This is a genomic window from Streptomyces sp. 1222.5 (genome assembly GCF_900105245.1).
GTDB lineage: Bacteria > Actinomycetota > Actinomycetes > Streptomycetales > Streptomycetaceae > Streptomyces > Streptomyces albidocamelliae.
In genome coordinates this window covers 5,690,015-5,711,319 of sequence record NZ_FNSZ01000001.1, presented here as the reverse complement: position 1 = coordinate 5,711,319, position 21,305 = coordinate 5,690,015, and the positions used below count along the sequence as shown (strand labels likewise).

Genomic DNA, 21,305 nt, shown 5'->3' with positions numbered 1-21,305 from the left:
AGGGCCGCGGACGCAGCACCAAATCGGTTTCGGGTTCGCGCCGGTACAGCCGCTAATGTCGGCTTTCGTGACCTTGATCGTGCCGTCAGCGACCCGGCGCCGGGTGCCGGTTGCGCCGGCCGTGTGCCTCGTGTCCTTCGCGGTGTTCTGGGCCGCGCAGCACGCCGCGCACGTGTCGATGATCGACCTGATGGTCTACCGGGCCGAGGGCGCCACCGTGCGCGCGGGCGGCGACCTCTACGCGCTGCGCGCCACGGCCGCACACCTGCCCACCACCTACCCGCCCTTCGCGGCCCTGCTGTTCACCCCGCTGACGCTGCTGGACACCGCGCCGCTGCGCGCGCTGGCGACGGCGGCGAACCTCGTCCTGCTGGTGGTGTTCGTACGGCTGTCGCTGAGGCTAGTCGGGCACGCGCGCGTGGACACCGTCTGGTGGGTGGCGGCGTCGGCCGTGTGGTGCGAGCCGGTGTGGACGACCCTGCGCTACGGCCAGGTCAATCTGCTGCTGGCCGTCCTGGTGCTGTGGGACCTGTCACGCCGCCCGGTCGGCGGCTCCGACCGCTGGGCCGGGGCGGGCCTGGGGCTGGCCGCCGCGGTGAAGCTGACACCCGCGCTGTTCCCGGTGTTCCTGCTCGCCGCGGGCGTCGTGGCCCGGCTGGGCGGCCGGGACGGTGGGCCCTGGCTGCGGCACGCGCGCGGGGCGGCCGTCGCGTTCGCCGGGGCGACGGCGCTGACGGCGGCCGTCCTGCCGTACGACTCCTGGCGGTTCTGGACGGACGCCGTCTTCCGCGCGAGCCGGGTCGGCCACGCGGAGGAGACCGCCAACCAGGCCCTGCGCGGCGTGCTGGCCCGCCTGCTGCACACACCCGACCCGGGGGGCCTGTGGACCGCGTCGGCGGCCGTGGCGGCCGCCCTGGGACTCGCGGTGGCGGTCGCGGCGGAGTTGCGCGGCCGGCGGGCCTGGGCGGTGTGCGCCTGCGCGGTCACGGCGCTGCTGGTGAGTCCGGTGTCCTGGACCCACCACTGGGTGTGGTGCGTGCCACTGGTCCTGCTGCTGTGGACACGCGGCCGCAGGGCGCCGGCCGTGGGCGTGCTGCTGGTCTTCTGCTCGTACGTGCCCTGGTGGGTGCCCCACGGCACGGGCCGGCCCGAACTGCGCCAGGGAGGCTTGGAGTTGGCTCTCTCGGCTCTGTACGCGGCAGCCGGTGCGCTCTTTCTCGCGCTGGCGTGGACGGCGTCGCCGCGGCCCCGCTCCCGCGCGGTGCCCCGTCAGGCCGTGACGAAGGAATAGAACCGCTTGAGGGTGCAGTGCTCCTCGAGGAGACGGCCGTAGATCGGCTCGCCCTCCAATTCCCGATACGTCTCGATCGGGTCGCCTTTTATGATCAGCGCCCGGGCGCATTCCTCGCACCAGTACTGGTAGTCGGGATTGATCGGCTCCATGTCACGGACGATCGGCGTACCGCTGCCGCACCAGTCGCACTTTCGCCTGTGTGCACCCATCGATCAGCTCCAGCTGTGGCCGCAGGCCGTGCACACGTAGGAGATGCCGCCGTTGTCGCCGAGGACCTGGGCCACATGCGCGGAACCGCAGGAAGGGCAGCTGAGCCGCGTCGCCGTGTTCCGTATCAATGCCGCGCCGAGGAGGTGGCCGACCTCCTCAAGGATGCTCGCAGGCATCGCTACTCCCTCCCGTCGGGCCGCGCCCCCTTCCGGCCGTTTGATTCTGCCACGGCCGGACCAATACGGTCAGCGACGCCTCAGTACCAGTCCGGACACAGCGCCCGCCGCCCGAGCACCCACCGAGAACGCCTCCGCAGAGGTATACGCCCGCGGGGCTCCGGTGACTCAAGCACGTGGGCACCAGTGTGCCGCAGTCCGTCGCGGAAGACAGAAGATCCCGCCCCCCGAGGGGGACGGGATCTTCGTCACCGATCTTCGCTCACTCCGTGGAGTGTCGATCTGTGGAGCTAAGGAGAATTGAACTCCTGACCTCCTGCATGCCATGCAGGCGCTCTACCAACTGAGCTATAGCCCCTTGCGTTCTTCCCGCCCGGCGGGGCGAACAAGAAGAACTTTAGCCTGTGACCAGCCGGAAAGTGAAATCCGGGGTGCCGGGGCCGCGGGGCGCTCAGTCGTCGTCGCCGAGGACGGGCTCCGGGAGGGTACCCGCGTTGTGCTCCAGCAGGCGCCAGCCGCGGGCGCCCTCCCCGAGCACGGACCAGCAGCAGTTGGAGAGGCCGCCCAGGCTCTCCCAGTGCTGTGGCTCCAGACCGAGGAACCGGCCGATGGTGGTGCGGATGGTGCCGCCGTGACTGACGACCACGAGGGTGCCGTCCTCGGGCAGCTTCTCGGCGTGCCGGAGCACGACGGGGGCGGCGCGGTCGGCGACCTCGGTCTCCAGCTCGCCGCCGCCGCGGCGGACCGGCTCGCCGCGCTTCCAGGCGGCGTACTCCTCGCCGTACCGGGCGATGATCTCGTCGTGCGTCAGCCCCTGCCAGACGCCCGCGTAGGTCTCCCGCAGGCCCTCCTCGCGGGTGATGTCGAGATCGGTGAGGGCGGCCAGCTCGGCGGCCGTGTCCGCGGCCCGCTTGAGGTCCGAGGCGACGATCGCGTCGGGCCCCAGGGAGGCGAGCAGCCGGGCCGCGCGGCGGGCCTGGCCGATGCCCGTCTCGGTCAGCTCGACGTCCGTGCTGCCCTGGAAGCGGCGCTCGACGTTCCACGAGGTCTGGCCGTGCCGCCACAGGATGACGCGGCGGCCGCGGCCCTTGCGGTCGGTCACCTCACCGGTGGCGCTCATCACCACTCCCCGCCCGGCTCCTGGTCGCCCTCGGCGGCCTGGAGCTTGGCGTGCTCCTCGGCCTTGCCGCGGGTGGCCGCGGCGTCGGCGGGCAGGTCCAGCTCGGGGCAGTCCTTCCAGAGCCGCTCCAGGGCGTAGAAGACGCGCTCCTCGCTGTGCTGGACGTGGACGACGATGTCGACGTAGTCGAGCAGGATCCAGCGGGACTCGCGGTCGCCCTCGCGGCGGACCGGCTTGGCGCCGAGCTCCTTCTGGAGGCGCTCCTCGATCTCGTCGACGATGGCCCTGACCTGGCGGTCGTTGGGCGCGGAGGCCAGCAGGAAGGCGTCCGTGATCGACAGCACGTCGCTCACGTCGTAGGCGATGACGTCATGGGCGAGCTTGTCGGCCGCCGCCTGCGCGGCGGTGTGGATGAGCTCAAGGGAACGGTCGGTGGCGGTCACTACGTGGCTTTCCGTCGGCGGTCGTTAGACCTCAAGGGTCTCACGGACCGCCCTGGGCACCCCACGCGATTACGGCGGCGCGGGGTGCCCGGGCCGCCGTCAGGAGGCGGCGGGGGCGTAGTCGGCCCCGAGGACGACCGAGACGTCGGCCCCGGAGGAGACGGTTCCCTTGGCCACGGAGCCCGCGGGCAGGCCCAGCGTCTTGGCGACCTCGGTGGCGTCGGCCTTGTGGGAGGCGTCCGCGTAGGTCACCTTCGAGACGGGCCGGGTGCCGTCGGCGGTGCCGCCCTCCAGGAAGGTGAAGCCGCCGTTCAGGAGCGCCACGCGCGCCTTGCCGCTGTCGTCCTTCACGCCGGTGGCGTTCTGGACGGAGACCCGGACCGCGGACCCCGCGCCGGGGCTCTTCGCGGTGCCGCCGAGGATGCCCTTGACCACGCTGCCGCTGGTCCGGGCGCTCAGCGTGCCGTCCGGCTGCACGGGCAGCAGGGCGGTCCGGTAGTCGCCGCTCTTGGCGAGGTCGGCGAGCCTGGCCAGGAAGGTGCCGAGGTCCTTGTCGGTGAGCGGCGGGTCGAGGATCTGGGCGAGGGTCTGCACGGTCACGGTGGCCGAGGAGGGCTCGGAGGACATCTTGCGCAGGACGCCCTGCATGACCTGGCCGAACCGCTCCAGCTGGGCGGTCTGGGACTCGCCGGCGCCGCGGTGGGTGGCGTAGGCGACGGCCATCTTGCCGCTGAGGGTCTGGTCGGAGCCCTTGTGCACCAGGGGCTCGCCGCCCTTCTTCTTGGCGTCCGGGTCGGGCACGTCGGTGTCGGTGTCGATCTCGATGTTCCCGACCAGGTCGACGAGGTTCTGCAGGTACGGGGTGTCGAGGCGCCAGCTGCCCTGGATGTCGGTGCCGAGGACGGTGTCGAGCTGGTCGCGGGTGCCGGAGGAGCCGTCGGCGTCGACCGACTTGGCCAGGGTGGTGGTGGAGCCGTCGTCGCCGCTCAGCGCGAGGGAGTTGGGCAGCAGGACGGTGGTGCCCCGTTTCGTGGTGGTGTTGTCCACGAGCAGGACCGTGGAGGTGCCGCGCTTGCCGGTGTTGTGCAGGTGGACGACGATCACGTCGCGTTTCTGGGCGGCGGTGGGCGTGGCCGTGCCGGTCTTCCCGTCGGAGGAGGACAGGCCGGGCAGCTTGCCGGCGTACCAGAGGTAGCCGACGCCGCCGGCGGCGAACACGGCGAGGACGACGAGCAGGGCGAGTATCCGGCCGCGGGCGCGGCGGCGGGCCTCCTCGCGGCGTTCGGTCCGGTTCTCGGTGAACTTCAGCCAGTCGATGACGTCCTCGGAGTCGCCGGTCGGCTCCTCCACGAACGCGAACTGCTCGGTGCGGTAGTCGGGTTCGTCCGTCCCGGCCCGGTGGTCGGCTCCCACCGGGGAGTGGGTGTCCTCCGCCGGGCCGGCCTGCTGCGGGATGTGGGCGGTCTGCTCGGCGACCCGGGGCTGCGGCCCGCTGCTCGCCGTCTGCCCGTAAGGGTCGTAGGGAGCGGTGCCGTGCGAGCCGGTGCCGTACGGGTCGTACCCGGCCGGGGTGCCGTAGGGGTCGTAGGCGGCCTGCTGCCGGCCGGCGCCGTGGTCGGGGCCGTAGGAGGAAGCCGGCGGCTGCTGGCCGGTGGCGTACGGGTCGTAGCCGTAGCCCTGCTGCTGGGCGTACGGGTCGTAGGCCGTCTGCGGCGTCTGCTGCGCCGGGACCTGCCGGTACACGGGCTGCCCGTACTCGTCGTAGCCGACGAGTTCGTACGGGCCGGCGCCGTGGCCGGCCTCACCCGCGTCGTATCGGTCGTTCACCGGTGCCCCTCTCGGCTCACTCGCCGCGGTACAGCTCGCGCTTGTCGATGTAGCGCACGACTCCGTCCGGCACCATGTACCAGATGGGGTCTCCCTTGGCGACTCTCGCCCGGCAGTCCGTGGAGGAGATGGCGAGCGCCGGCACCTCCACGAGGGAGACGCCGCCCTCCGGCAGGCCCGGGTCGGCCAGGTGGTGGCCGGGGCGGGTGACACCGATGAAGTGGGCGAGGGAGAACAGTTCCTCCGAGTCGCGCCAGGTGAGGATCTGGCCGAGCGCGTCGGCGCCGGTGATGAAGAACAGGTCGGTGTCGGGGTTGAGGGCGCGCAGGTCCCTCAGGGTGTCCACGGTGTAGGTGGGGCCGCCGCGGTCGAGGTCGATGCGGCTGACGGAGAACTGGGGGTTCTCGGCGGTCGCGATGACCGTCATCAGGTAGCGGTCCTCGGGCGGGGACACCGAGCGGTGGGACTTCTGCCACGGCTGGCCGGTGGGTACGAAGACGACCTCGTCCAGCTGGAACTGCGCGGCGACCTCGCTGGCCGCCACGAGGTGCCCGTGGTGGATCGGGTCGAACGTTCCGCCCATGACGCCCAGGCGTCGCTTGCCCGGGTGGGCGGGGCCGTTGCCCGGCCGGTGCTGTGGGTGCTTCACCGCGTCGTCGGCGCTCTCGTGTGCCGGACCGGTAGGCATGTCCTGCTCTCCCATGCGTGCAGACCCTACCGGCCCGGTCTCCGAGGTCCGGCCGGGGACCGGCTCCCTGCTCAGCGGTCGCGGTTGAAGCGCGTGGTGATCCACAGCAGCAGGAGCAGGATGAGCAGGGCGCCCCCACCGGTGACGGCCGGGTTCAGGCTTTCGTGGTTTCCGCCGTGCTCCCCGCCCTCGGCGGCGAGGGTGACCAACTGGGCTGCGGTGTGGTGGAGGCTCATCTTCGGCAGGACCTAACCGTGTGGGCGGGATAAAGATGTCGGCTCATCGTAAGCGGGCGGGCTCGCGGCGATCACGCCGACTCCGCCGTTGGTGACGGACGGTGGCGTGCCGGGTGTCGTCGGCAGGAGCGGCCGCATCCGCCGGCGGGGAACCTTCGCCGTCCGTCAGTCGTCCTTCCGCTTGTAGCCGCGCAGCAGGAACCACGCGGTCAGTGCACAGCCGACGAACATCACGACGATGACGACGCGGAGCAGATTCCCCGCCCCGTGCTGCTGGACGGCGCTCGTGGCGGCCTCGGTCAGCCGGGCGGCGGCTGCGGGGTGGTGCTCCATGGGTGGACTCCTTCGGCTGTACTGCCCGTCCACGGTATCTCCGCCTAGGCTGGGCCCTGCCTCGGGGCACAGTGGGCACTCACACGCATGGGGGATGGACATGTCCGACGACGGCCAGCAGGGGACGGGGCACGAGCGGGTGCCGAGCCGGCAGCGCAAGCGGTTCCCCGGGATCTCCTCGCGTGCCTACGAGCACCCGGCCGACCGGTCGGCCCTGGTCGCGCTGCGCAAGCTGAGCGGGTTCGACACCGTCTTCAAGGCGCTGAGCGGGCTGCTGCCGGAGCGGAGCCTCAGGCTGCTGTTCCTGTCGGACTCGGTGCGCGTCTCCGAGCGGCAGTTCGCGCACCTGCACGACATGCTGCGGGACGCCTGCTACATCCTGGACCTGGAGAAGGTCCCGCCGATGTACGTCGCGCAGGATCCGCAGCCGAACGCGATGTGCATCGGTCTCGACGAGCCGATCATCGTGGTCACGACCGGGCTCGTCGAGCTCCTCGACGAGGAGGAGATGCGGGCCGTCGTCGGGCACGAGGTGGGGCACGCGCTGTCCGGGCACGCGGTGTACCGCACGATCCTGCTGTTCCTGACGACGCTGGCGCTGAAGGTCGCCTGGATCCCGCTGGGCAATTTCGCGGTCATGGCGCTGGTGACGGGGCTGCGGGAGTGGTTCCGCAAGTCGGAGCTGTCCGCGGACCGGGCGGGTCTGCTGGTCGGCCAGGACGTGAAGGCCTCGATGCGCGGCCTGATGAAGCTCGCGGGCGGCAACCACCTGCACGAGATGAACGTGGACGCGTTCCTGGAGCAGGCCGAGGAGTACGAGGCCGGGGGCGATCTGCGCGACTCCGTGCTGAAGATCCTGAACGTGCTGCCGCGGTCGCACCCGTTCGCCACCATCCGGGCGGCCGAGCTGAGGAAGTGGGCCGAGTCCCGGGACCACCAGCGGATCATGGACGGTCACTACCCGCGGCGCAGCGAGGACAAGGACACCTCCGCCCGCGAGTCCTTCCGGGAGTCCGCGGCGAGCTACGCCGACGATGTGAGGAGCTCCAAGGATCCGCTGATGAAGCTGGTCTCGGACCTCGCGGGCGGCGCGGGCGACCTGGGCGGCCGGGTCCGGCGGGGCTTCGACGGCTTCCGCAGCCCGCCGCAGTCGGGCGAGGGCCCGAAGGACGCGCCCCAGGACTAGGGCGACGCCCGCCCCCCTGGACGCCGGTCCGGGCCGGTCAGACGTCCGGCTCGGCCTGGGTGGCCAGGGTGCCGCACAGGGCCGGGGTGTTGTCCGTCTCGTAGGGGTTGGTGCCCGCGGGGCCGCCCGCCTTGGCCGTCTGCCCGGCGAGCAGGGGATGCAGGTAGGCGCTGGAGTCCTCGGCGCAGGACAGCGGGCCGGCCTGGACGTACGACGTGACGAGCTGGACCTGGTGGGTGCGCAGGTCGTCGCGGCTGAAGCGGAAGGTCACCTCGCGGCGGACCGTGAAGAGGGAGACGGGCGCGTCGGCGGCTCCGGTGGGCCGCAGGGCGTAGACGAAGGTGTGGTCGGCAATGACCTCGAGGGTGGCCGAGTCGGCCTCGGTGGCGTTGAGGCTGCCCTGGACGCGGATCCGGTCGCCGGCGAGCTGGGCCCGGGAGGGGTCGATGCGGACCAGCCAGCCGGTGGGGGCGTGCCGGCCGTCCGCCGCCGGGTGGTCGAAGCTCTGGTCGAACTGGTCGAGCTGGTCGGGGTCGAGGAGCGCCCGGGCGGGGTTGACCTCCCGCTCGGTGAGGACCTCGGGGTAGAGGGACGAGCGGACGATGTAGTCCTTGGCGGTGGTGAGGGCGGTGACGACCTGGCTGTCCGAGAAGTGGGCGGTGCTGTGCGTGGCGGGCAGCGGCACGCCCTCGGCGCCGATCGCGAACTGGGCGGCGCGGCTGCGGCTGTAGAGGGTCTCGGCGTCGTCGGCGCCGGGCACCTTGCCCTGCGGGGCGAGCGGGATGACGGTCATCCGCAGGGGCTCGACGGGCCGCCGGGCCTGCGGGGAGCTGTAGGGGTGGCGGACGCCCATGTAGATGGCGGTGCCGAAGGCGACGGCGATCAGCACGACGAGGATCAGGGCCTGGCGGCCGAGTCCCCGGTGCAGGGGCGGGCGGCGGCGCACGGCGGGCGCGTGGTCGGTCATCCGCTCCTCGGCGGAGTACTCCTGGAGGCGGGCAGCGCGGACGAACGATTCGTCGAACACGACGGATCGGTATTCGTCCTCCGCACCTCCGGGGCCGCCCTCGGGTGTCCCCTCCGGTGGGTCTCCAGGCCCGCCCATACTTTCAGGGTAGGTCTCGGAGGCCTCGGGTAAACGCACTGCCGTACGACAAGTTCTGACGGTTTCTCACCCGGGGCGGACGGCTGTACTCAGGGGGAGCGCGGGCCGGCCGGGACGGCCGGCCCGGAGTAGTCGGCGGAGACCGAGGGAGCGGCCGCGCTGCCCTGTTCCAGGCCGGTGGATGCGGGCGCGGGCACCCGGTCCCGGGTGTTCGAGGAGGCGCCCCGGTAGACCGCCGCGAAAGCCAGGGCGACCATGCCGATGCCCATCACCACGGCGAGCACCCAGGCCACCGGGCGGTGCCAGCGGACCTGCTTGCCGTAGGCGCCGAAGGGGCCGTGGTGGTCGCCGAGGACGTCGGGATCGTCCAGCTCGTCGTCGTCCGGATCATGTCCGGGATCGGCGTCGTCGGGGCCGTAGGCGTCGTCGAAGCGGTCGGCGGCGAGGTGGGCGCGGCGGGCCGCCTCCGCCTCGGAGGCCTCGGCCCGGGCCTGTGCGGCGGCCAGCAGGCGCTCGACGGCGGTCGGCTCGTGGACCGTGGCCGCCCGGACGAACGCCTCGTCGAAGACCACGGAGGCGAACTCTTCGTCCGACACCCCGTGGTCGTGGTCGTCGTCGGGCTCCCAGCCGTCAGGGAACGGCGTGCCCCCCACGTCCTCCGGCACGGGTCCAGAGTAGACCTGGGGGGTCAATTTGGGCAGACGGTATGGAAATTCATCCGCCTGATGAGACGCCTTTTCGGCCGTGCGCGGGCGTTGCCGGACGTACGGCCGAAGGGGTGAACCTCAGCGGCGGACGTGGCCGTCGCCGGTGACGATGTACTTCGTGCTGGTCAGCTCCGGCAGGCCCATCGGGCCGCGGGCGTGCAGCTTCTGGGTGGAGATGCCGATCTCCGCGCCGAAGCCGAACTGGCCGCCGTCGGTGAACCGGGTGGAGGCGTTCACGGCGACGGTGGTGGAGTCGACCAGTCGGGTGAAGCGGCGGGCGGCCTGCTGGGAGGTGGTGACGATCGCCTCGGTGTGCCCGGAGGTCCACAGCCGGATGTGCTCGACGGCCTTGTCCAGCGAGTCGACGACGGCGGCGGCGATGTCGTACGACAGGTACTCCGTCTCCCAGTCCTCCGGGGTCGCCTCGACCACGGTGGCCTTGGAGTCCTTGCCGTAGGCGAGTACGCGCTCGTCGGCGTGGACGGTGACGCCGGCCTCGGCGAGGGCGTCCAGGGCGCGCGGCAGGAACTCGGCGGCGATGTCCTGGTGGACCAGGAGGGTCTCGGCGGCGTTGCAGACGCTGACCCGCTGGGCCTTGGAGTTGATCAGGATGTCGACGGCCGTGTCGATGTCGGCGTGGGCGTCGACGTAGACGTGGCAGTTGCCGGTGCCGGTCTCGATGACCGGGACGACGGACTCGGCGACCACGGTCCGGATGAGGGAGGCGCCGCCGCGCGGGATGAGGACGTCGACGAGGCCGCGGGCGCGCATCAGCTCCCGGACGGACTCGCGGCTCTCGCCGGGCACGAGCTGGACGGAGTCGGCGGGGAGCCCGGCGCCGCCGACGGCGTCCCGGATGACCCGGACGAGGGCGGAGTTGGACTCGTAGGCGGAGGCGGAGCCGCGCAGCAGGACGGCGTTGCCGGACTTCAGGCAGAGGGCGGCGGCGTCGACGGTGACGTTCGGGCGGGCCTCGTAGATGATGCCGACGACGCCGAGCGGCACGCGGACCTGGCGCAGGTCGATGCCGTTGGGGAGGGTGGAGCCGCGGACGATCTCGCCGACCGGGTCGGGCAGCTTCGCGACGTCGCGGACGTCGGAGGCGATGGCGCGGATCCGCTCGGGGGTGAGGGTGAGCCGGTCGACGACGGACTCGCTCGTGCCGTTCTCCCGGGCCTTGGCCACGTCGCGGCCGTTGGCCTCGACGATCTCGGCGGTCCGGACCTCCAGGGCGTCGGCGATGGCCAGCAGCGCGTCGTCCTTCTCGGCGCGCGGGAGCGGCGCGAGGTCGGCGGCGGCGGCCTTGGCCCGGTAGGCGGCCTGGGTGACCGGGGACATCGAGTCGTACGGCGAGAGCGTGGTCATGGGGTGAAGGGTAGTGCGCTGCGCCGGGCCGTTCAGCGGTCGTCCCACACCCCGAGACGCCGCAAAAGGGACAGCCGGCCGGCCCCGGGGCCCCCGCGCCGGGAGTCCGGGCACGGGGGTCTCAGAACGGGTGCACCCCGACGGGCGTCGCCGGCGCGGGGCCGTAGCCCTCGGCGATGCGCTGGTGGTAGGTCTCGCGGTCGATGACCTCCAGGCCGACGATCTCCCAGGAGGGCAGCCCGGCGCTCTGCCGGTGCTCGCCCCACAGGCGCAGCGCGACGGCGGCGGCGTCGTGCAGGTCGCGGGCCTCTTCCCAGTACCGGATCTCGGCGTGGTCGGTCGCGTATCTGCTGGTCAGCAGAAAGGGGTGGTCGTGGGCGAGCTGCTCGAGGGCCCGCCGCAGGTCCGGCAGGGGGACCTTCTGTCCGGAGACGCTGAGGGTGACGTGCCACAGGCGGGGCAGGTCCTTGGGCTCCTCGTAGGTGTCCCCGGCCGCGACACTGGTCAGAGCCCCGCGGGACACCGCCCCAGGGCGCACTCGTCTCACGACGGCCTCCTTCGCGCATGCCTCGCCCGACCCCTTGACGGAACGTGTCCTTTCAACATGTCCCAGAGACAAAGTTGAGCAGGCCGCAGGGCTCCGCGTGGTGGTTTTACGGAACGTCCCCCACCGGGGGCCGTCCTCGTCTCCCGTTTACGAGCGGTTTTGCGAGTGTCACGCGTGCAGGAGCACCAGGTCGTCCCTGTGTACGACCTCGCGTTCGTACGCCGGGCCGAGCTCGCGGGCCAGCTCGCGGGTCGAACGCCCGATCAGCCGTGGGATCTCCTTGGCGTCGAAGTTGACGAGTCCCCGGGCCACGGGCCGGCCGGCCGCGTCCCGCAGTTCGACGGGGTCACCGGCGGTGAACTCGCCTTCCACGGCGGCGATTCCGGCGGGCAGCAGCGACTTGCGCCCCTTCACGACGGCGTCCACCGCGCCGTCGTCCAGGGTCAGCGCCCCCTGCGGGGTGGAGGCGTGCTGGAGCCACAGCAGCCGGTCGGCGGAGCGCTTGCCCGCCGGGTGGAAGTAGGTGCCGGTGTCGCCGCCGGCGAGCGCCTCGGCGGCGTGGACGGCGCTGGTCAGCACGACCGGGATGCCGGCCGCGGCGGCGATGCGGGCGGCCTCCACCTTGGTGACCATGCCGCCGGTGCCGACGCCCGCCTTGCCCGCATTGCCGATCTCGACGCCCGCGAGGTCCTCGGGACCGCGCACCTGCGCTATCCGCGAGGTGCCGGGCTTGCTCGGGTCGCCGTCGTAGACGCCGTCGACGTCGGAGAGGAGGACCAGCAGGTCGGCGTGGACGAGGTGGGCCACGAGGGCTGCGAGACGGTCGTTGTCGCCGAAGCGGATCTCGTCGGTGGCGACGGTGTCGTTCTCGTTGACGATCGGGAAGGCGCCCATCGCGAGCAGCTTGTCGAGGGTGCGGGAGGCGTTGCGGTGGTGGGCGCGGCGGCTCATGTCGTCGGAGGTGAGCAGGACTTGGCCGACGCGGACGCCGTAGCGGGCGAAGGACGCGGTGTAGCGCGCGACGAGGAGGCCCTGCCCGACGCTGGCGGCGGCCTGCTGGCGGGCGAGGTCGCGGGGGCGGCGGCGCAGGCCCAGCGGGGCGAGTCCGGCCGCGATGGCGCCGGAGGAGACGAGGACGATCTCCCGCTCTCCCCCGTTGCCGCTGCGGGCGGTGCCGTCCCCGCCACGGCTCTTGGCGAGGACGTCGACGAGCGCGTCGACGCGGTCGGCGTCCAGGCCGCCCGCTGCGGTGGTCAGCGACGAGGAGCCCACCTTGACGACGATCCTGCGGGCCTCGCCCACGGCCTGCCTTGCCCTTGCCACGTGCTGTCTCCACTCCCTCGCGCGTGGCATCAATCTACGCGAAGGGGACCGCCGGGCCGGGCGGCGGTCCAGTGCGCGGACAGGGGGCGGAGCGGCTCAGGCGGCCGTCGCTCCGAAGCCTCCGATCGGCAGCATCCGCCGCGCCTTGCGCAGGGCGCGGCGCAGGAAGGTGTTGGCGGCGGCCGCGCGGTAGCCCTCGAACGCGCGCGCCTCGCGGGCCTCGGCGAGGTAGATCTCGTCGGGGACGCCGGCCGCCCGGGAGCGGAAGTGCGGGTAGATGAGGTACAGGCGGGTGCCGCGCTTCTCCAGGACGGCGGGCGCCTGCTTCTTGGCCTTGACGAACCGCACGACGTCCAGCAGCAGTTCGGGGCGTCCCATGGCGACCAGGTGCAGCCGCAGCCGCTCGTGGACCTTCAGCAGGCGGGCGACGCCGGGCGTCCAGTGGGCGTCCATCAGCGGCCCGGCCAGCTCGAACTTGTGCCGGCGGACGTCCTCGTCGTCGGTGAGGAACGTGGGCCCGAACTGCGGCAGCAGGGTGATGAGGAAGGGCCGGATCATGAGGGCGTCGCGCCGGTCGCCGGCCGGGACCATGTCGGCGATCAGCTTCATCAGGGCGCGCGCGGAGTCGAAGCGGAGCGTGTAGCCGCCGGTCTTCGTCACGTGCTTGCCGTCCTCGCGGCCGACCAGGTAGTAGCACGTGTAGTCGGCGAGGACGGAGACGCCGTCCGCGCGCAGGTACGCCTCCAGGGTGAACAGCGCGTCCTCGCCGGTCCACAGCGACTCGTCGAACCGCATGCCGTGTCTCTCCAGCAGTTCGCGGCGGAACAATTTCTGCGCGCTCAGCGTGAACTTGATGTTGGAGGAGTGGACGTCGGTCCGGCCGAGGGTCTTGCCGAACATGGACTTCGGCGCGGTGCGGTTGACGCCCTCGACGCGGCCGAGGACGACGTCCGTGCCGTTCTCGTCGGCCATGGCGACCATGCGCTCCAGGGCCTCGGGGCCGAGCCGGTCGTCGGCGTCCAGGAAGAAGACGTAGCGTCCGGCCGCCTTGCCGAGGCCGACGTTACGGGGGCCGCTGGGGCCGCCGGAGTTGTCCTGGCGGACGACGGTGACGGGCATGGGGGCGCGGGCCGCGAACTCCTCCAGGCACCCCCCCGTGCCGTCGGTGGAGCCGTCGTCGACGGCGATGACCTCCAGGCGTGCCGGGTCGATGGTCTGCGCCTCGACGGACGCCAGGCACTCCACCAGGTACGGCATGGCTTCGTACGCCCCGATGATCACGCTGACGTCAGGCTGCGTCACGGCGCTCACTCTTCCCCCCAGTCACGGAACATTCACCCCGTATCGCCTCAATCTCAACGTGTTAGACGGACACCCGTAGGACGCGGTTGCTTCACCCTGGGCGCGGAGTGGCGCAGGTCACAGGCGTGCGCACGCTCACCGGAAAGGTACGCAGCGGCGGTAAGAGTTGCTCAGGACGGATTAAGAGCGAGGGAAGACCCGGCCGGGGCCGGACATGACGAGGGCCCCGGAGGAGTGCTCCTCGGGGCCCGGCGCCAAGCGCGGGGGCGGTCAGCCGGCGGTCACGCCGTCCGTGTCACCGGCCGACGCGGAGCGCTGGCCCGGCACCGCGTTGGTCAGTTCGGCCGCCTCGGCGGGGTCGGCGTTCGCGGCGCCCGCCCGGGATTCCTGGCCGACGTTACGGGCGTCGGCCTTGCGGGCCAGATCGGCCACCGCACCGTTGAACCGGTCGATCGACGCGGGCTCGTCCGGGCCCAGCAGGTACCGCTTCAGCTCCGCGCGGGCGCCCGCCAGCGGGTCGCCGGCCGGGTCGCGCACGGCGTCCAGCAGGGCGCCCAGGCCGTCCGCGCCGTTGGTGAGGATCGTGGCGGCGCGGACGGCCGTGTTCTGCCGTCTGAACTCGTCGGCGCCCAGTTCCGCGGAGTCGGTGACGGCGTACGGCTTGCCGCTGGCGATGAAGTCGGAGACCACCGAGGAGATGTCGGACACCATCGCGTCGGAGACGTTGAAGCAGTCGTACAGGCGCGGCTCAGCGCCGGTGACGACCCGGTGCTCGTACGCCGGGAAGGAGCGCCAGTAGGCGTCGTTCCACTCGGCGCGCAGCCGGGCGGTCTCCTCGTGCCTGCGGACGTCGACGACGCCGTCACGGGTGGCCTCGGCCTCGTCGCCCCGCTCGCTGCCGGGGCCCGCCAGTTCGGCGAGCCGGGCCTCGATCCGGGTCAGCTCCTCCTTGGCGCGTTCCGTGGCGCCGCCGTCGGCGGTGAAGCGGGGGTCGGCGGCGCGTTCGGCGGCGGCCTGCTCCACCAGGGCGGTGATCCGCCGGTGGGCCGCACCGGCCTCGGGGCTGACGGTGCCGGTGAAGGGGTGCGGCTTGTACAGGACGCGGACCGGCGGGTCGGCCGCGATCAGCCGGTTCACGATGTTCTCGCCGGCGAGCACGATCGAGGTGTTGCCGGGGTTGCCGTCCCAGCCCTCCCAGGTGGGCGCGTACAGGACCGTGGGGACGCCGCCCTCGGGCAGGTCGCGCCGGGTCATGATGGGCGCGAGCTGCGGCCGGCCGACCTCGACGATGTCCTCGTCGCGGACGCCGACGTCGGCGATGGCGTAGCGGTCGCGGCCCGCGCGGCCGGCGGTCCACACCTCGTCGTAGACCTTGCTGTACGGGTTGACGCTGGCCAGCTTGTCGCTGTCGCCGTGGCCGATGAAGACGTGCTTCATGGTGGGCACGCGCAGCAGGTGGATGTTCTTGCCGACGTTCGCCGCGTACAGGGCGACCCGCACGGTCGACAGGTCCAGGTTCATCAGGTGCACCCCTCCGGGCACGCAGACGACGGGGACCGTGGTGGGTGCGAGGCCGGCCAGGAGGACCCGCTCGCGCAGGATGATCAGCGGCCGGGTGTCCAGCCGCTCCATCGTCTCCAGCCACATGTTGACCTGGTACGCGGAGTCCTTGGAGCCGGAGAAGTACAGGACGGTCTCGGGCCGGTAGGCGGTCAGCCAGTCGTCCATGGCGGCGAGCACGGCGTCGGCCTTCGGCGGGATCCGCGTGCCGCGCACGTACGGCACGAGCACGAGGACGTACAGACAGCCGAGGCCCACGGTGAGGCCGATGCCGACGTAACCGGCGACGGCGGAGCCCAGCTCGGCGGAGACCAGGATGCCGGCGACCGCGAACAGGTCGAGGTGGAGGATCTTCTCGGCGGAGCGGTGCAGCAGGCCGCGCGGCGGGGCGTCGGGGATGCGGATGCGGGCCTTGAGGTCGATGTTGCGGGTGGCGACCGGCATCCGGCGGCGGTTGCGGATCAGGGTGACCAGCGCGCCGTGCGGGGCCTGGAGGCCGTAGAACGCGATGAAGCAGGCGACCGCGCCGTAGAAGACCAGGTGGGTGGAGAGCGACAGGCGGGCCAGCAGCAGGATCAGCAGCAGCTGCCGGATCAGGAAGCGGATGGACAGACCCGCCCGGACCTTGCTGAGGCGGTTGATCAGGTAGCTGCCCTTGTGGTGCAGATAGTGGTCCGCCAGGTACGTCACTGCGGCCACGGCCGCGAAGGCGGGAACGCTCGGGACCAGCGCGGCCAGCATGAGCGCCGGGAAGCCCAGCATCACGAGGACCGCCGCGGCCAGCTCGGACGCGCTGCCCACCCGGGCGACGCGAATAGCGGTGGATATCACGGAGAAACCTGCTCTGGGAGGGGAGAGTGCCGGTTCTGACAGGAAATGCCGGGAAATTCCGGTGGTGCGCCTACGGTGCGGGCTCCCGCGCGGGGTACGGATTCAGGCCTCTGCGCATACCCGGCGATCGGATACCCGGAGAGGCCTGAATTCAACAGAGCGCGCACAATCGTCCGGTTGTCCTACATGTCGTCCTGGCGGTCCAGCACCGAGGCCAGCGCCTGCTCGAAGCCGGAGGCCTTGGCGGCACCCGCGGTGGGGTCCTGCTGGCGGACGTCGATGACATGGCCGGTCAGCTCCGACAGCAGCACGTCGAGAGAAGTCCGGGCCACCGCTTCGGAGGAGAGCAGCGAGCCGGCGGGCTCCTCGCCGAACGCCTTGGTGCGCATGGGGGTCGCGGTGCGCTCGGGGTTGATGCAGTTGACCCGGACGCCGTCGCCGGCCCACTCGTCGGCCAGCGCCTGGGTGAGGTTCACCATGGCGGCCTTGGTGGAGGAGTACAGGGAGTACTCGGCGCGGCCGCGGGTGTAGCTGCTCGAGGTGTAGAGCAGCAGCTGGCCCTTGGTCTCCGCCAGGTACTTGTAGGCGGTGCGCGCGATCTGCACCGGCGCCAGGTAGTTGACCTGGAGCGCCTCCGCGATGGTGGCGTTGTCGGTCTCGGCGAGCTTGCCGATGCGCAGCACGCCGGCGGTGTTGACCACGTAGTCGATCCGGCCGGTCTCCGCGTACGCCTTGGACAGCGCGTCGTCGACCTCCTCCGGGTTCTCCACGTGGGTGCCGGTCGTGGAGCGGCCGAGGGCGTAGACCTTCGCGCCGTTGGATTCGGCGAGTTCGGCGATGTCCTTGCCGATGCCGTACGAGCCGCCGAAGACGACGACGGTCCGACCGGCCAGCAGTTCGCGGTACGTCTCCTCGCCGTTCCGTTCGGGCGCGGCGGTGGTGCCGAGCTGGAACAGCTTGTCGGCGATGAAGACGTCGACCGGCTGCGTCACCTTCATGTTGTACTCGTCGCCCGCGACGACGTGGATCGGCACGTCCGGCAGGTACTTGAGCACGACGGAACAGTCGTCCGTGGCCTGGAAGTTGGGGTCGCCGGCGGCGACCTCGTAGGCGTGCCGGATCGTGGACAGCTTGAAGGCCTGCGGGGTCTGGCCGCGGCGCAGCCGGGAGCGGTCCGGGATCTCGGTGATGAACTCGCCGTCCTCGCCGTGCGTGCGGGTGACGATGACGGTGTCCGCGGACGGGATGGCCACGTCCACGGCCTGGTACCGCTCCAGCGCCGCCACGCAGTCGTCGATGACGCGCTGCGAGAGCAGGGGGCGTACGGCGTCGTGGAACAGGACGTTGCGGTCCTCGCCCTCGGCCAGGCCCTCACCGAGGGCCGCGATCGCGCGCTCCGTGGTCTCGTTCCGGGTGGAGCCGCCCTCGATGACCCTCCTCACCTTGGTGAGACCGGCCTTGGCCACGATCTTCTCGACGTCCGGCACATAACCGGGCGCCATCAGCACGATGACGTCGTCGATCGACTCGGCGTTCTCGAAAGTGGTCAGCGTGTGCTCGATGACCGCCTTGCCGGCGATCTTCAGCAACTGCTTGGGAATCGACAGACCGACCCGCTGACCGGTGCCACCGGCCAGGATCACTGCGGTGGTACGGGGCTTGGCTATGTGCTGAGACACAGGTGACCTACCTCGGGACGACAGGGAGCCGTGAAAGGCTCCCACTTACGGTAACCGCAGTGCAAGATGAGTGACCTTCGCTTCATATGTGCGCGCAACCTCTCATTCACCTGCTACCCCAGCTGATTGGAGACAGGCCGCTCCAAGTTCCATGAATTTGCTGTGAGTAAGTCCACAGGCTTTCCTGGAACGCCGTTCAGCGGTCTCATCTGCCGCTTCGGGCACGGGCGTACGGGTGCGCCCGGGAGTTGCTCCGGCGACGTCCGGCGTCCGTTGTGCGCAAGGCGGGGCCACTGGGGCGGGTCCGCCCCGGCTCCCGGCAAGATCCTTGTCCCGTACGGCACTTGATCGAACCGGTCGGTAACAGCCGTCGGCCACCGCGGATTGCGCGCGCGACTGTCGTCACCTCGCCGGGCCGCACGGCACACGGCTTCCTCATATGCGCGTTCCGGCTGCATCGAATCGACCACCCGGCGGACCGGTACCGGAATACCCGGCAATACCGAGGGTGAATTCCACGGCAATGCGCCGCCCGGCCGCCCGCATTACGGACCGGTGCCGCGGTGGCTCCGTGCCGTGCGGCGGAGATTAATCGGCGAACCGGTCTGCGGTTGTAAGGAGCGCATAAGCAATTTCCGTGGTGGCCGTTCCGACGGGGTCGTACTGTACGTTTCCCGGGTGAACGAAAGGTAAGACCTCTGCCTGAGACAGGACTGAATGCAGCCTGGGACTCGGCTGAGTCCCAGGCTCCTGCGGTTCGGTGATCGTCACACCAGCCGGACTCCCGGCTCGTCCGAATCCCCCTGCAGCCGGGCCAGTGTGCGCGCCGCCGCCCGGGGCGCGGTCACCGTGTCGACGACCCTGACCTGCGGTGCGGGCTGTCCGCCTTCAGCGGGTCCCACTGGGCGTGGAAGGCGGCCTGGTCCCCTTCGCCGTTGCCGGAGACGGAGGTGCCGACGAACTCGGCGCCGACGACGTCGGACCCCGCGTCGGCGAAGTCCGCCTTGAGGTCGCTGATCATCGTCGGGTTCCGGTCGCCGCTGAGCACCACCGGGTCGCGGACCTCGCGGAGCTGTTCCAGCAGGGCGTTGCGATGTGCTCGCAGTACGCCTGGAAGGCGGCCGTCAGCCGGGCCTGGAAGGCGTCGTGCGACTGCGTGCCGGGGTCCTGCGGCATCTCGCCGGCCCAGTCGTCGTCGACCTCGTGGTCGTCGAAGGCGACCACCCACGCGCGCCGGCGTGCATCGCGGCGAGGTCGGGGTCGGTTGCGGTACTGCCAGGGTGTACGGCTCCCCGTCGCCCTCGTGCCGCCGTACGGCCGTCGGGGAGGGCGCGGACTCGTAGACGTGGTCGCCGACGAAGAGCACGACGTCCGGCTCCTGGGCGAGCATGTCCGCGTACGGCGTGAAGTGGCCGTGCTGCCAGTTCTGGCGGCGAGGGCGACGCGCAGCGAGCCGCCCCGCTGATGGGGGTGGCCGAGTTCGGGCCGGGCCCGGGCGAGGCCGCGGCGGGTGATCCGGTGGAACCGCTCGTCCTCGGCCGGTTCCCACTCCACCGGGAACGCGGTGTCGGGCATGCCGCCGCCGTTCAGCGGGTCGGGCGCGAGCCTGGTCCACAGCACGATGCCGTCACGCAGCGGGTCGCCGGAGGTGACGCCGAGGGTGAACACCCCGTCGGGCAGCGCAGAGGTCCCGCGACGGCACGGCAACACCCGTGCAGGGCACGGCCCCTGACGACACATCGGCAGACCGGAGCCGGCCGGCGAGGAGCACGGCGGCATACGAGAGCGGCGCGGAGAGGATCGGGATCCTCTCCGCGCCGCTCGGCCCGGGCCGGGCGCGTGCCCGGCCCGGAGGGGCCGCTACTCGAACGGGTCGAAGTCGTCGTACTCGCGCAGCGCCTCGTCCCGCTCCGCGTCCTTGTCCCGGCGGCGCTGGGCCGCGGGCCGGGGCGCTTCGAGACGGTGGTCCTCGCCACGACGGCCCAGCATCTCCGCGCCGGCCATCACCGACGGCTCCCAGTCGAAGACGACCGCGTTCTCGTCGGGACCGATGGCCACGCCGTCGCCGGACCGGGCACCCGCCTTCATCAGCTGCTCTTCCACCCCGAGGCGGTTGAGGCGGTCGGCGAGGTAGCCGACGGCCTCGTCGTTGTTGAAGTCGGTCTGGCGGACCCAGCGCTCCGGCTTCTCGCCCCGCACCCGGAACAGCGGCTCGCCGCCGGACTCCTCACGGGTGACGGTGAAGCCCGCGTCGTCCACGGCCTGGGGCCGGATGACGATGCGCGTGGCCTCCTCCTTCGGCTTGGCGGCACGCGCCTTGCCGACCAGGTCGCCGAGCGCGAACGACAGCTCCCGAAGCCCGATGTGGGCGACCGCCGACACCTCGAAGACGCGGTAGCCGCGGGCCTCCAGGTCGGGGCGGACCATCTCGGCGAGGTCCTTGCCGTCGGGGACGTCGACCTTGTTCAGGACGACGAGCCGCGGCCGGTTGTCGAGGCCGCCGTACTGCCGCAGCTCCTCCTCGATGATGTCGAGGTCGGAGACCGGGTCGCGGTCGGACTCCAGGGTGGCGGTGTCCAGCACGTGCACCAGCACGCTGCACCGTTCCACGTGCCGCAGGAACTCGAGGCCGAGGCCCCTGCCCTGGCTGGCGCCGGGGATGAGCCCGGGCACGTCGGCGATGGTGTAGACGGTCGAACCCGCCGTCACCACGCCCAGGTTCGGCACGAGCGTCGTGAACGGGTAGTCGGCGATCTTCGGCTTGGCCGCGCTGAGCACCGAGATCAGCGAGGACTTGCCGGCGCTCGGGTAGCCCACGAGGGCCACGTCGGCGACGGTCTTCAGCTCCAGGACGATGTCGTGCAGGTCGCCGGGCACGCCGAGCAGCGCGAAGCCGGGCGCCTTGCGGCGGGCGGAGGCCAGCGCCGCGTTGCCGAGCCCGCCCCGGCCGCCCTGGGCGGCGATGTACGAGGTGCCGTGGCCGACCAGGTCGGCGAGCACATTGCCCGCCTTGTCCAGGACGACCGTGCCGTCCGGCACGGGCAGGATCAGGTCCTGGCCGTCCTTGCCGGAACGGTTGCCGCCCTCGCCGGGCTTGCCGTTGGTGGCCTTGCGGTGCGGCGAGTGGTGGTAGTCGAGGAGCGTCGTCACGGACTGGTCGACGGTCAGGATGACGTCACCGCCACGCCCGCCGTTCCCGCCGTCCGGGCCGCCGAGCGGCTTGAACTTCTCGCGGTGGACGGAGGCACAGCCGTGACCTCCGTTACCCGCGGCGACGTGCAGCTCGACGCGGTCCACGAAGGTGGTCATGGTGGGGTGCCTCCAGAAACGATGCGGGTTGTACCTGTGTTAACACGCGAAAGGCGGACCCGCC

General features: G+C 71.7%; 19 protein-coding genes, 1 tRNA gene and 1 pseudogene. 2 read left to right on the top strand and 19 right to left on the bottom strand.

Annotated features, from left to right (window positions below):
* The first annotated feature begins 67 nt into the window (after positions 1-67).
* Entirely contained in the window at positions 68-1,291 is a 1,224-nt protein-coding gene (locus tag BLW57_RS25745) for a glycosyltransferase 87 family protein (RefSeq protein ID WP_371127813.1), read from the top strand.
* Here the strand turns inward: BLW57_RS25745 and BLW57_RS25740 are convergent.
* From BLW57_RS25740 to BLW57_RS41510, 9 genes are all read right to left on the bottom strand, one after another.
* Positions 1,270-1,503: a hypothetical protein gene (locus tag BLW57_RS25740; RefSeq protein ID WP_006136074.1), complete on the bottom strand. Its 234-nt coding sequence runs from the start codon at positions 1,501-1,503 to the stop codon at positions 1,270-1,272. The genes BLW57_RS25745 and BLW57_RS25740 overlap by 22 nt on opposite strands.
* Before the next feature lie 3 nt (positions 1,504-1,506).
* The gene (locus tag BLW57_RS40620) at positions 1,507-1,680 is read right to left on the bottom strand and encodes a hypothetical protein (protein WP_101376964.1); all 174 of its coding nucleotides are present in this window, start codon (positions 1,678-1,680) and stop codon (positions 1,507-1,509) included.
* Positions 1,681-1,965: 285 nt separating this feature from the next.
* A tRNA-Ala gene (locus BLW57_RS25735) sits at positions 1,966-2,038 on the bottom strand.
* A gap of 93 nt (positions 2,039-2,131) precedes the next feature.
* Complete coding sequence (locus BLW57_RS25730; protein ID WP_093480886.1) at positions 2,132-2,800, bottom strand: histidine phosphatase family protein; 669 nt, start codon at positions 2,798-2,800, stop codon at positions 2,132-2,134.
* Positions 2,800-3,243, bottom strand: a complete 444-nt coding sequence (gene rsfS, locus BLW57_RS25725; protein ID WP_093477724.1) for a ribosome silencing factor — start codon at positions 3,241-3,243, stop codon at positions 2,800-2,802. The genes BLW57_RS25730 and rsfS overlap by 1 nt, the downstream gene beginning before the upstream one ends.
* A 99-nt stretch (positions 3,244-3,342) precedes the next feature.
* Positions 3,343-5,070 carry a LytR C-terminal domain-containing protein gene (locus BLW57_RS25720; RefSeq protein ID WP_093477723.1) on the bottom strand — a complete coding sequence of 576 codons (1,728 nt, stop codon included), beginning with the start codon at positions 5,068-5,070 and terminating at the stop codon, positions 3,343-3,345.
* A 16-nt stretch (positions 5,071-5,086) separates the two neighbouring features.
* Positions 5,087-5,773 (bottom strand): nicotinate-nucleotide adenylyltransferase, encoded by a 687-nt coding sequence (gene nadD / locus BLW57_RS25715; protein ID WP_093477721.1) that lies wholly within the window; start codon positions 5,771-5,773, stop codon positions 5,087-5,089.
* 56 nt (positions 5,774-5,829) lie between these two features.
* A complete protein-coding gene (locus BLW57_RS41515) occupies positions 5,830-5,994 on the bottom strand; it encodes a hypothetical protein (protein ID WP_093477720.1) in 165 nt (54 codons plus the stop codon).
* Positions 5,995-6,159: 165 nt separating this feature from the next.
* Positions 6,160-6,327 (bottom strand): hypothetical protein, encoded by a 168-nt coding sequence (locus BLW57_RS41510; protein WP_093477718.1) that lies wholly within the window; start codon positions 6,325-6,327, stop codon positions 6,160-6,162.
* A 100-nt stretch (positions 6,328-6,427) separates the two neighbouring features.
* Here BLW57_RS41510 and BLW57_RS25700 point away from each other — a divergent pair, with 100 nt between their 5' ends.
* Positions 6,428-7,513 carry a M48 family metallopeptidase gene (locus BLW57_RS25700; RefSeq protein ID WP_093477717.1) on the top strand — a complete coding sequence of 362 codons (1,086 nt, stop codon included), beginning with the start codon at positions 6,428-6,430 and terminating at the stop codon, positions 7,511-7,513.
* 37 nt (positions 7,514-7,550) lie between these two features.
* Here BLW57_RS25700 and BLW57_RS25695 read toward each other — a convergent pair whose 3' ends face one another.
* The 10 genes and pseudogenes from BLW57_RS25695 to obgE all read right to left on the bottom strand — a co-directional run bounded on the left by BLW57_RS25695 (position 7,551) and on the right by obgE (position 21,241).
* Entirely contained in the window at positions 7,551-8,618 is a 1,068-nt protein-coding gene (locus tag BLW57_RS25695; protein ID WP_093477715.1) for an SCO2583 family membrane protein, read from the bottom strand.
* Positions 8,619-8,707: 89 nt separating this feature from the next.
* Positions 8,708-9,310 carry an SCO2584 family spore wall biosynthesis protein gene (locus BLW57_RS25690; RefSeq protein ID WP_176985717.1) on the bottom strand — a complete coding sequence of 201 codons (603 nt, stop codon included), beginning with the start codon at positions 9,308-9,310 and terminating at the stop codon, positions 8,708-8,710.
* Positions 9,311-9,403: 93 nt separating this feature from the next.
* Positions 9,404-10,690 (bottom strand): glutamate-5-semialdehyde dehydrogenase, encoded by a 1,287-nt coding sequence (locus tag BLW57_RS25685; protein WP_093477712.1) that lies wholly within the window; start codon positions 10,688-10,690, stop codon positions 9,404-9,406.
* Between the two features lie 121 nt (positions 10,691-10,811).
* Positions 10,812-11,237 (bottom strand): hypothetical protein, encoded by a 426-nt coding sequence (locus BLW57_RS25680; protein ID WP_093477711.1) that lies wholly within the window; start codon positions 11,235-11,237, stop codon positions 10,812-10,814.
* Between the two features lie 168 nt (positions 11,238-11,405).
* The gene (proB, locus tag BLW57_RS25675; RefSeq protein WP_093477709.1) at positions 11,406-12,539 is read right to left on the bottom strand and encodes a glutamate 5-kinase; all 1,134 of its coding nucleotides are present in this window, start codon (positions 12,537-12,539) and stop codon (positions 11,406-11,408) included.
* Positions 12,540-12,656: 117 nt separating this feature from the next.
* The gene (locus BLW57_RS25670) at positions 12,657-13,817 is read right to left on the bottom strand and encodes a glycosyltransferase family 2 protein (protein ID WP_093480885.1); all 1,161 of its coding nucleotides are present in this window, start codon (positions 13,815-13,817) and stop codon (positions 12,657-12,659) included.
* A 315-nt stretch (positions 13,818-14,132) separates the two neighbouring features.
* Positions 14,133-16,223, bottom strand: a complete 2,091-nt coding sequence (locus tag BLW57_RS25665; protein WP_093477708.1) for a hypothetical protein — start codon at positions 16,221-16,223, stop codon at positions 14,133-14,135.
* Between the two features lie 212 nt (positions 16,224-16,435).
* Positions 16,436-17,932, bottom strand: coding sequence for a bifunctional cytidylyltransferase/SDR family oxidoreductase (locus BLW57_RS25660; protein ID WP_093477706.1), 1,497 nt, complete (start codon positions 17,930-17,932; stop codon positions 16,436-16,438).
* 767 nt (positions 17,933-18,699) lie between these two features.
* A pseudogene (locus BLW57_RS25655) lies at positions 18,700-19,672 on the bottom strand (alkaline phosphatase).
* Between the two features lie 120 nt (positions 19,673-19,792).
* Complete coding sequence (gene obgE / locus BLW57_RS25650; RefSeq protein WP_073893898.1) at positions 19,793-21,241, bottom strand: GTPase ObgE; 1,449 nt, start codon at positions 21,239-21,241, stop codon at positions 19,793-19,795.
* Between the last annotated feature and the right edge of the window lie 64 nt (positions 21,242-21,305).

What these genes read in the sequence shown, in the direction of transcription:
- nadD (WP_093477721.1), bottom strand. Translation starts at nt 5,773, where the DNA reads ATGGGAGAGCAGGACATGCCTACCGGTCCGGCACACGAGAGCGCCGAC.
- BLW57_RS25730 (WP_093480886.1), bottom strand. Translation starts at nt 2,800, where the DNA reads ATGAGCGCCACCGGTGAGGTGACCGACCGCAAGGGCCGCGGCCGCCGC.
- BLW57_RS25700 (WP_093477717.1), top strand. Translation starts at nt 6,428, where the DNA reads ATGTCCGACGACGGCCAGCAGGGGACGGGGCACGAGCGGGTGCCGAGC.
- BLW57_RS25670 (WP_093480885.1), bottom strand. Translation starts at nt 13,817, where the DNA reads ATGCCGTACCTGGTGGAGTGCCTGGCGTCCGTCGAGGCGCAGACCATC.
- BLW57_RS41515 (WP_093477720.1), bottom strand. Translation starts at nt 5,994, where the DNA reads ATGAGCCTCCACCACACCGCAGCCCAGTTGGTCACCCTCGCCGCCGAG.
- BLW57_RS25685 (WP_093477712.1), bottom strand. Translation starts at nt 10,690, where the DNA reads ATGACCACGCTCTCGCCGTACGACTCGATGTCCCCGGTCACCCAGGCC.
- BLW57_RS40620 (WP_101376964.1), bottom strand. Translation starts at nt 1,680, where the DNA reads ATGCCTGCGAGCATCCTTGAGGAGGTCGGCCACCTCCTCGGCGCGGCA.
- obgE (WP_073893898.1), bottom strand. Translation starts at nt 21,241, where the DNA reads ATGACCACCTTCGTGGACCGCGTCGAGCTGCACGTCGCCGCGGGTAAC.
- BLW57_RS41510 (WP_093477718.1), bottom strand. Translation starts at nt 6,327, where the DNA reads ATGGAGCACCACCCCGCAGCCGCCGCCCGGCTGACCGAGGCCGCCACG.
- BLW57_RS25740 (WP_006136074.1), bottom strand. Translation starts at nt 1,503, where the DNA reads ATGGGTGCACACAGGCGAAAGTGCGACTGGTGCGGCAGCGGTACGCCG.
- BLW57_RS25695 (WP_093477715.1), bottom strand. Translation starts at nt 8,618, where the DNA reads ATGGGCGGGCCTGGAGACCCACCGGAGGGGACACCCGAGGGCGGCCCC.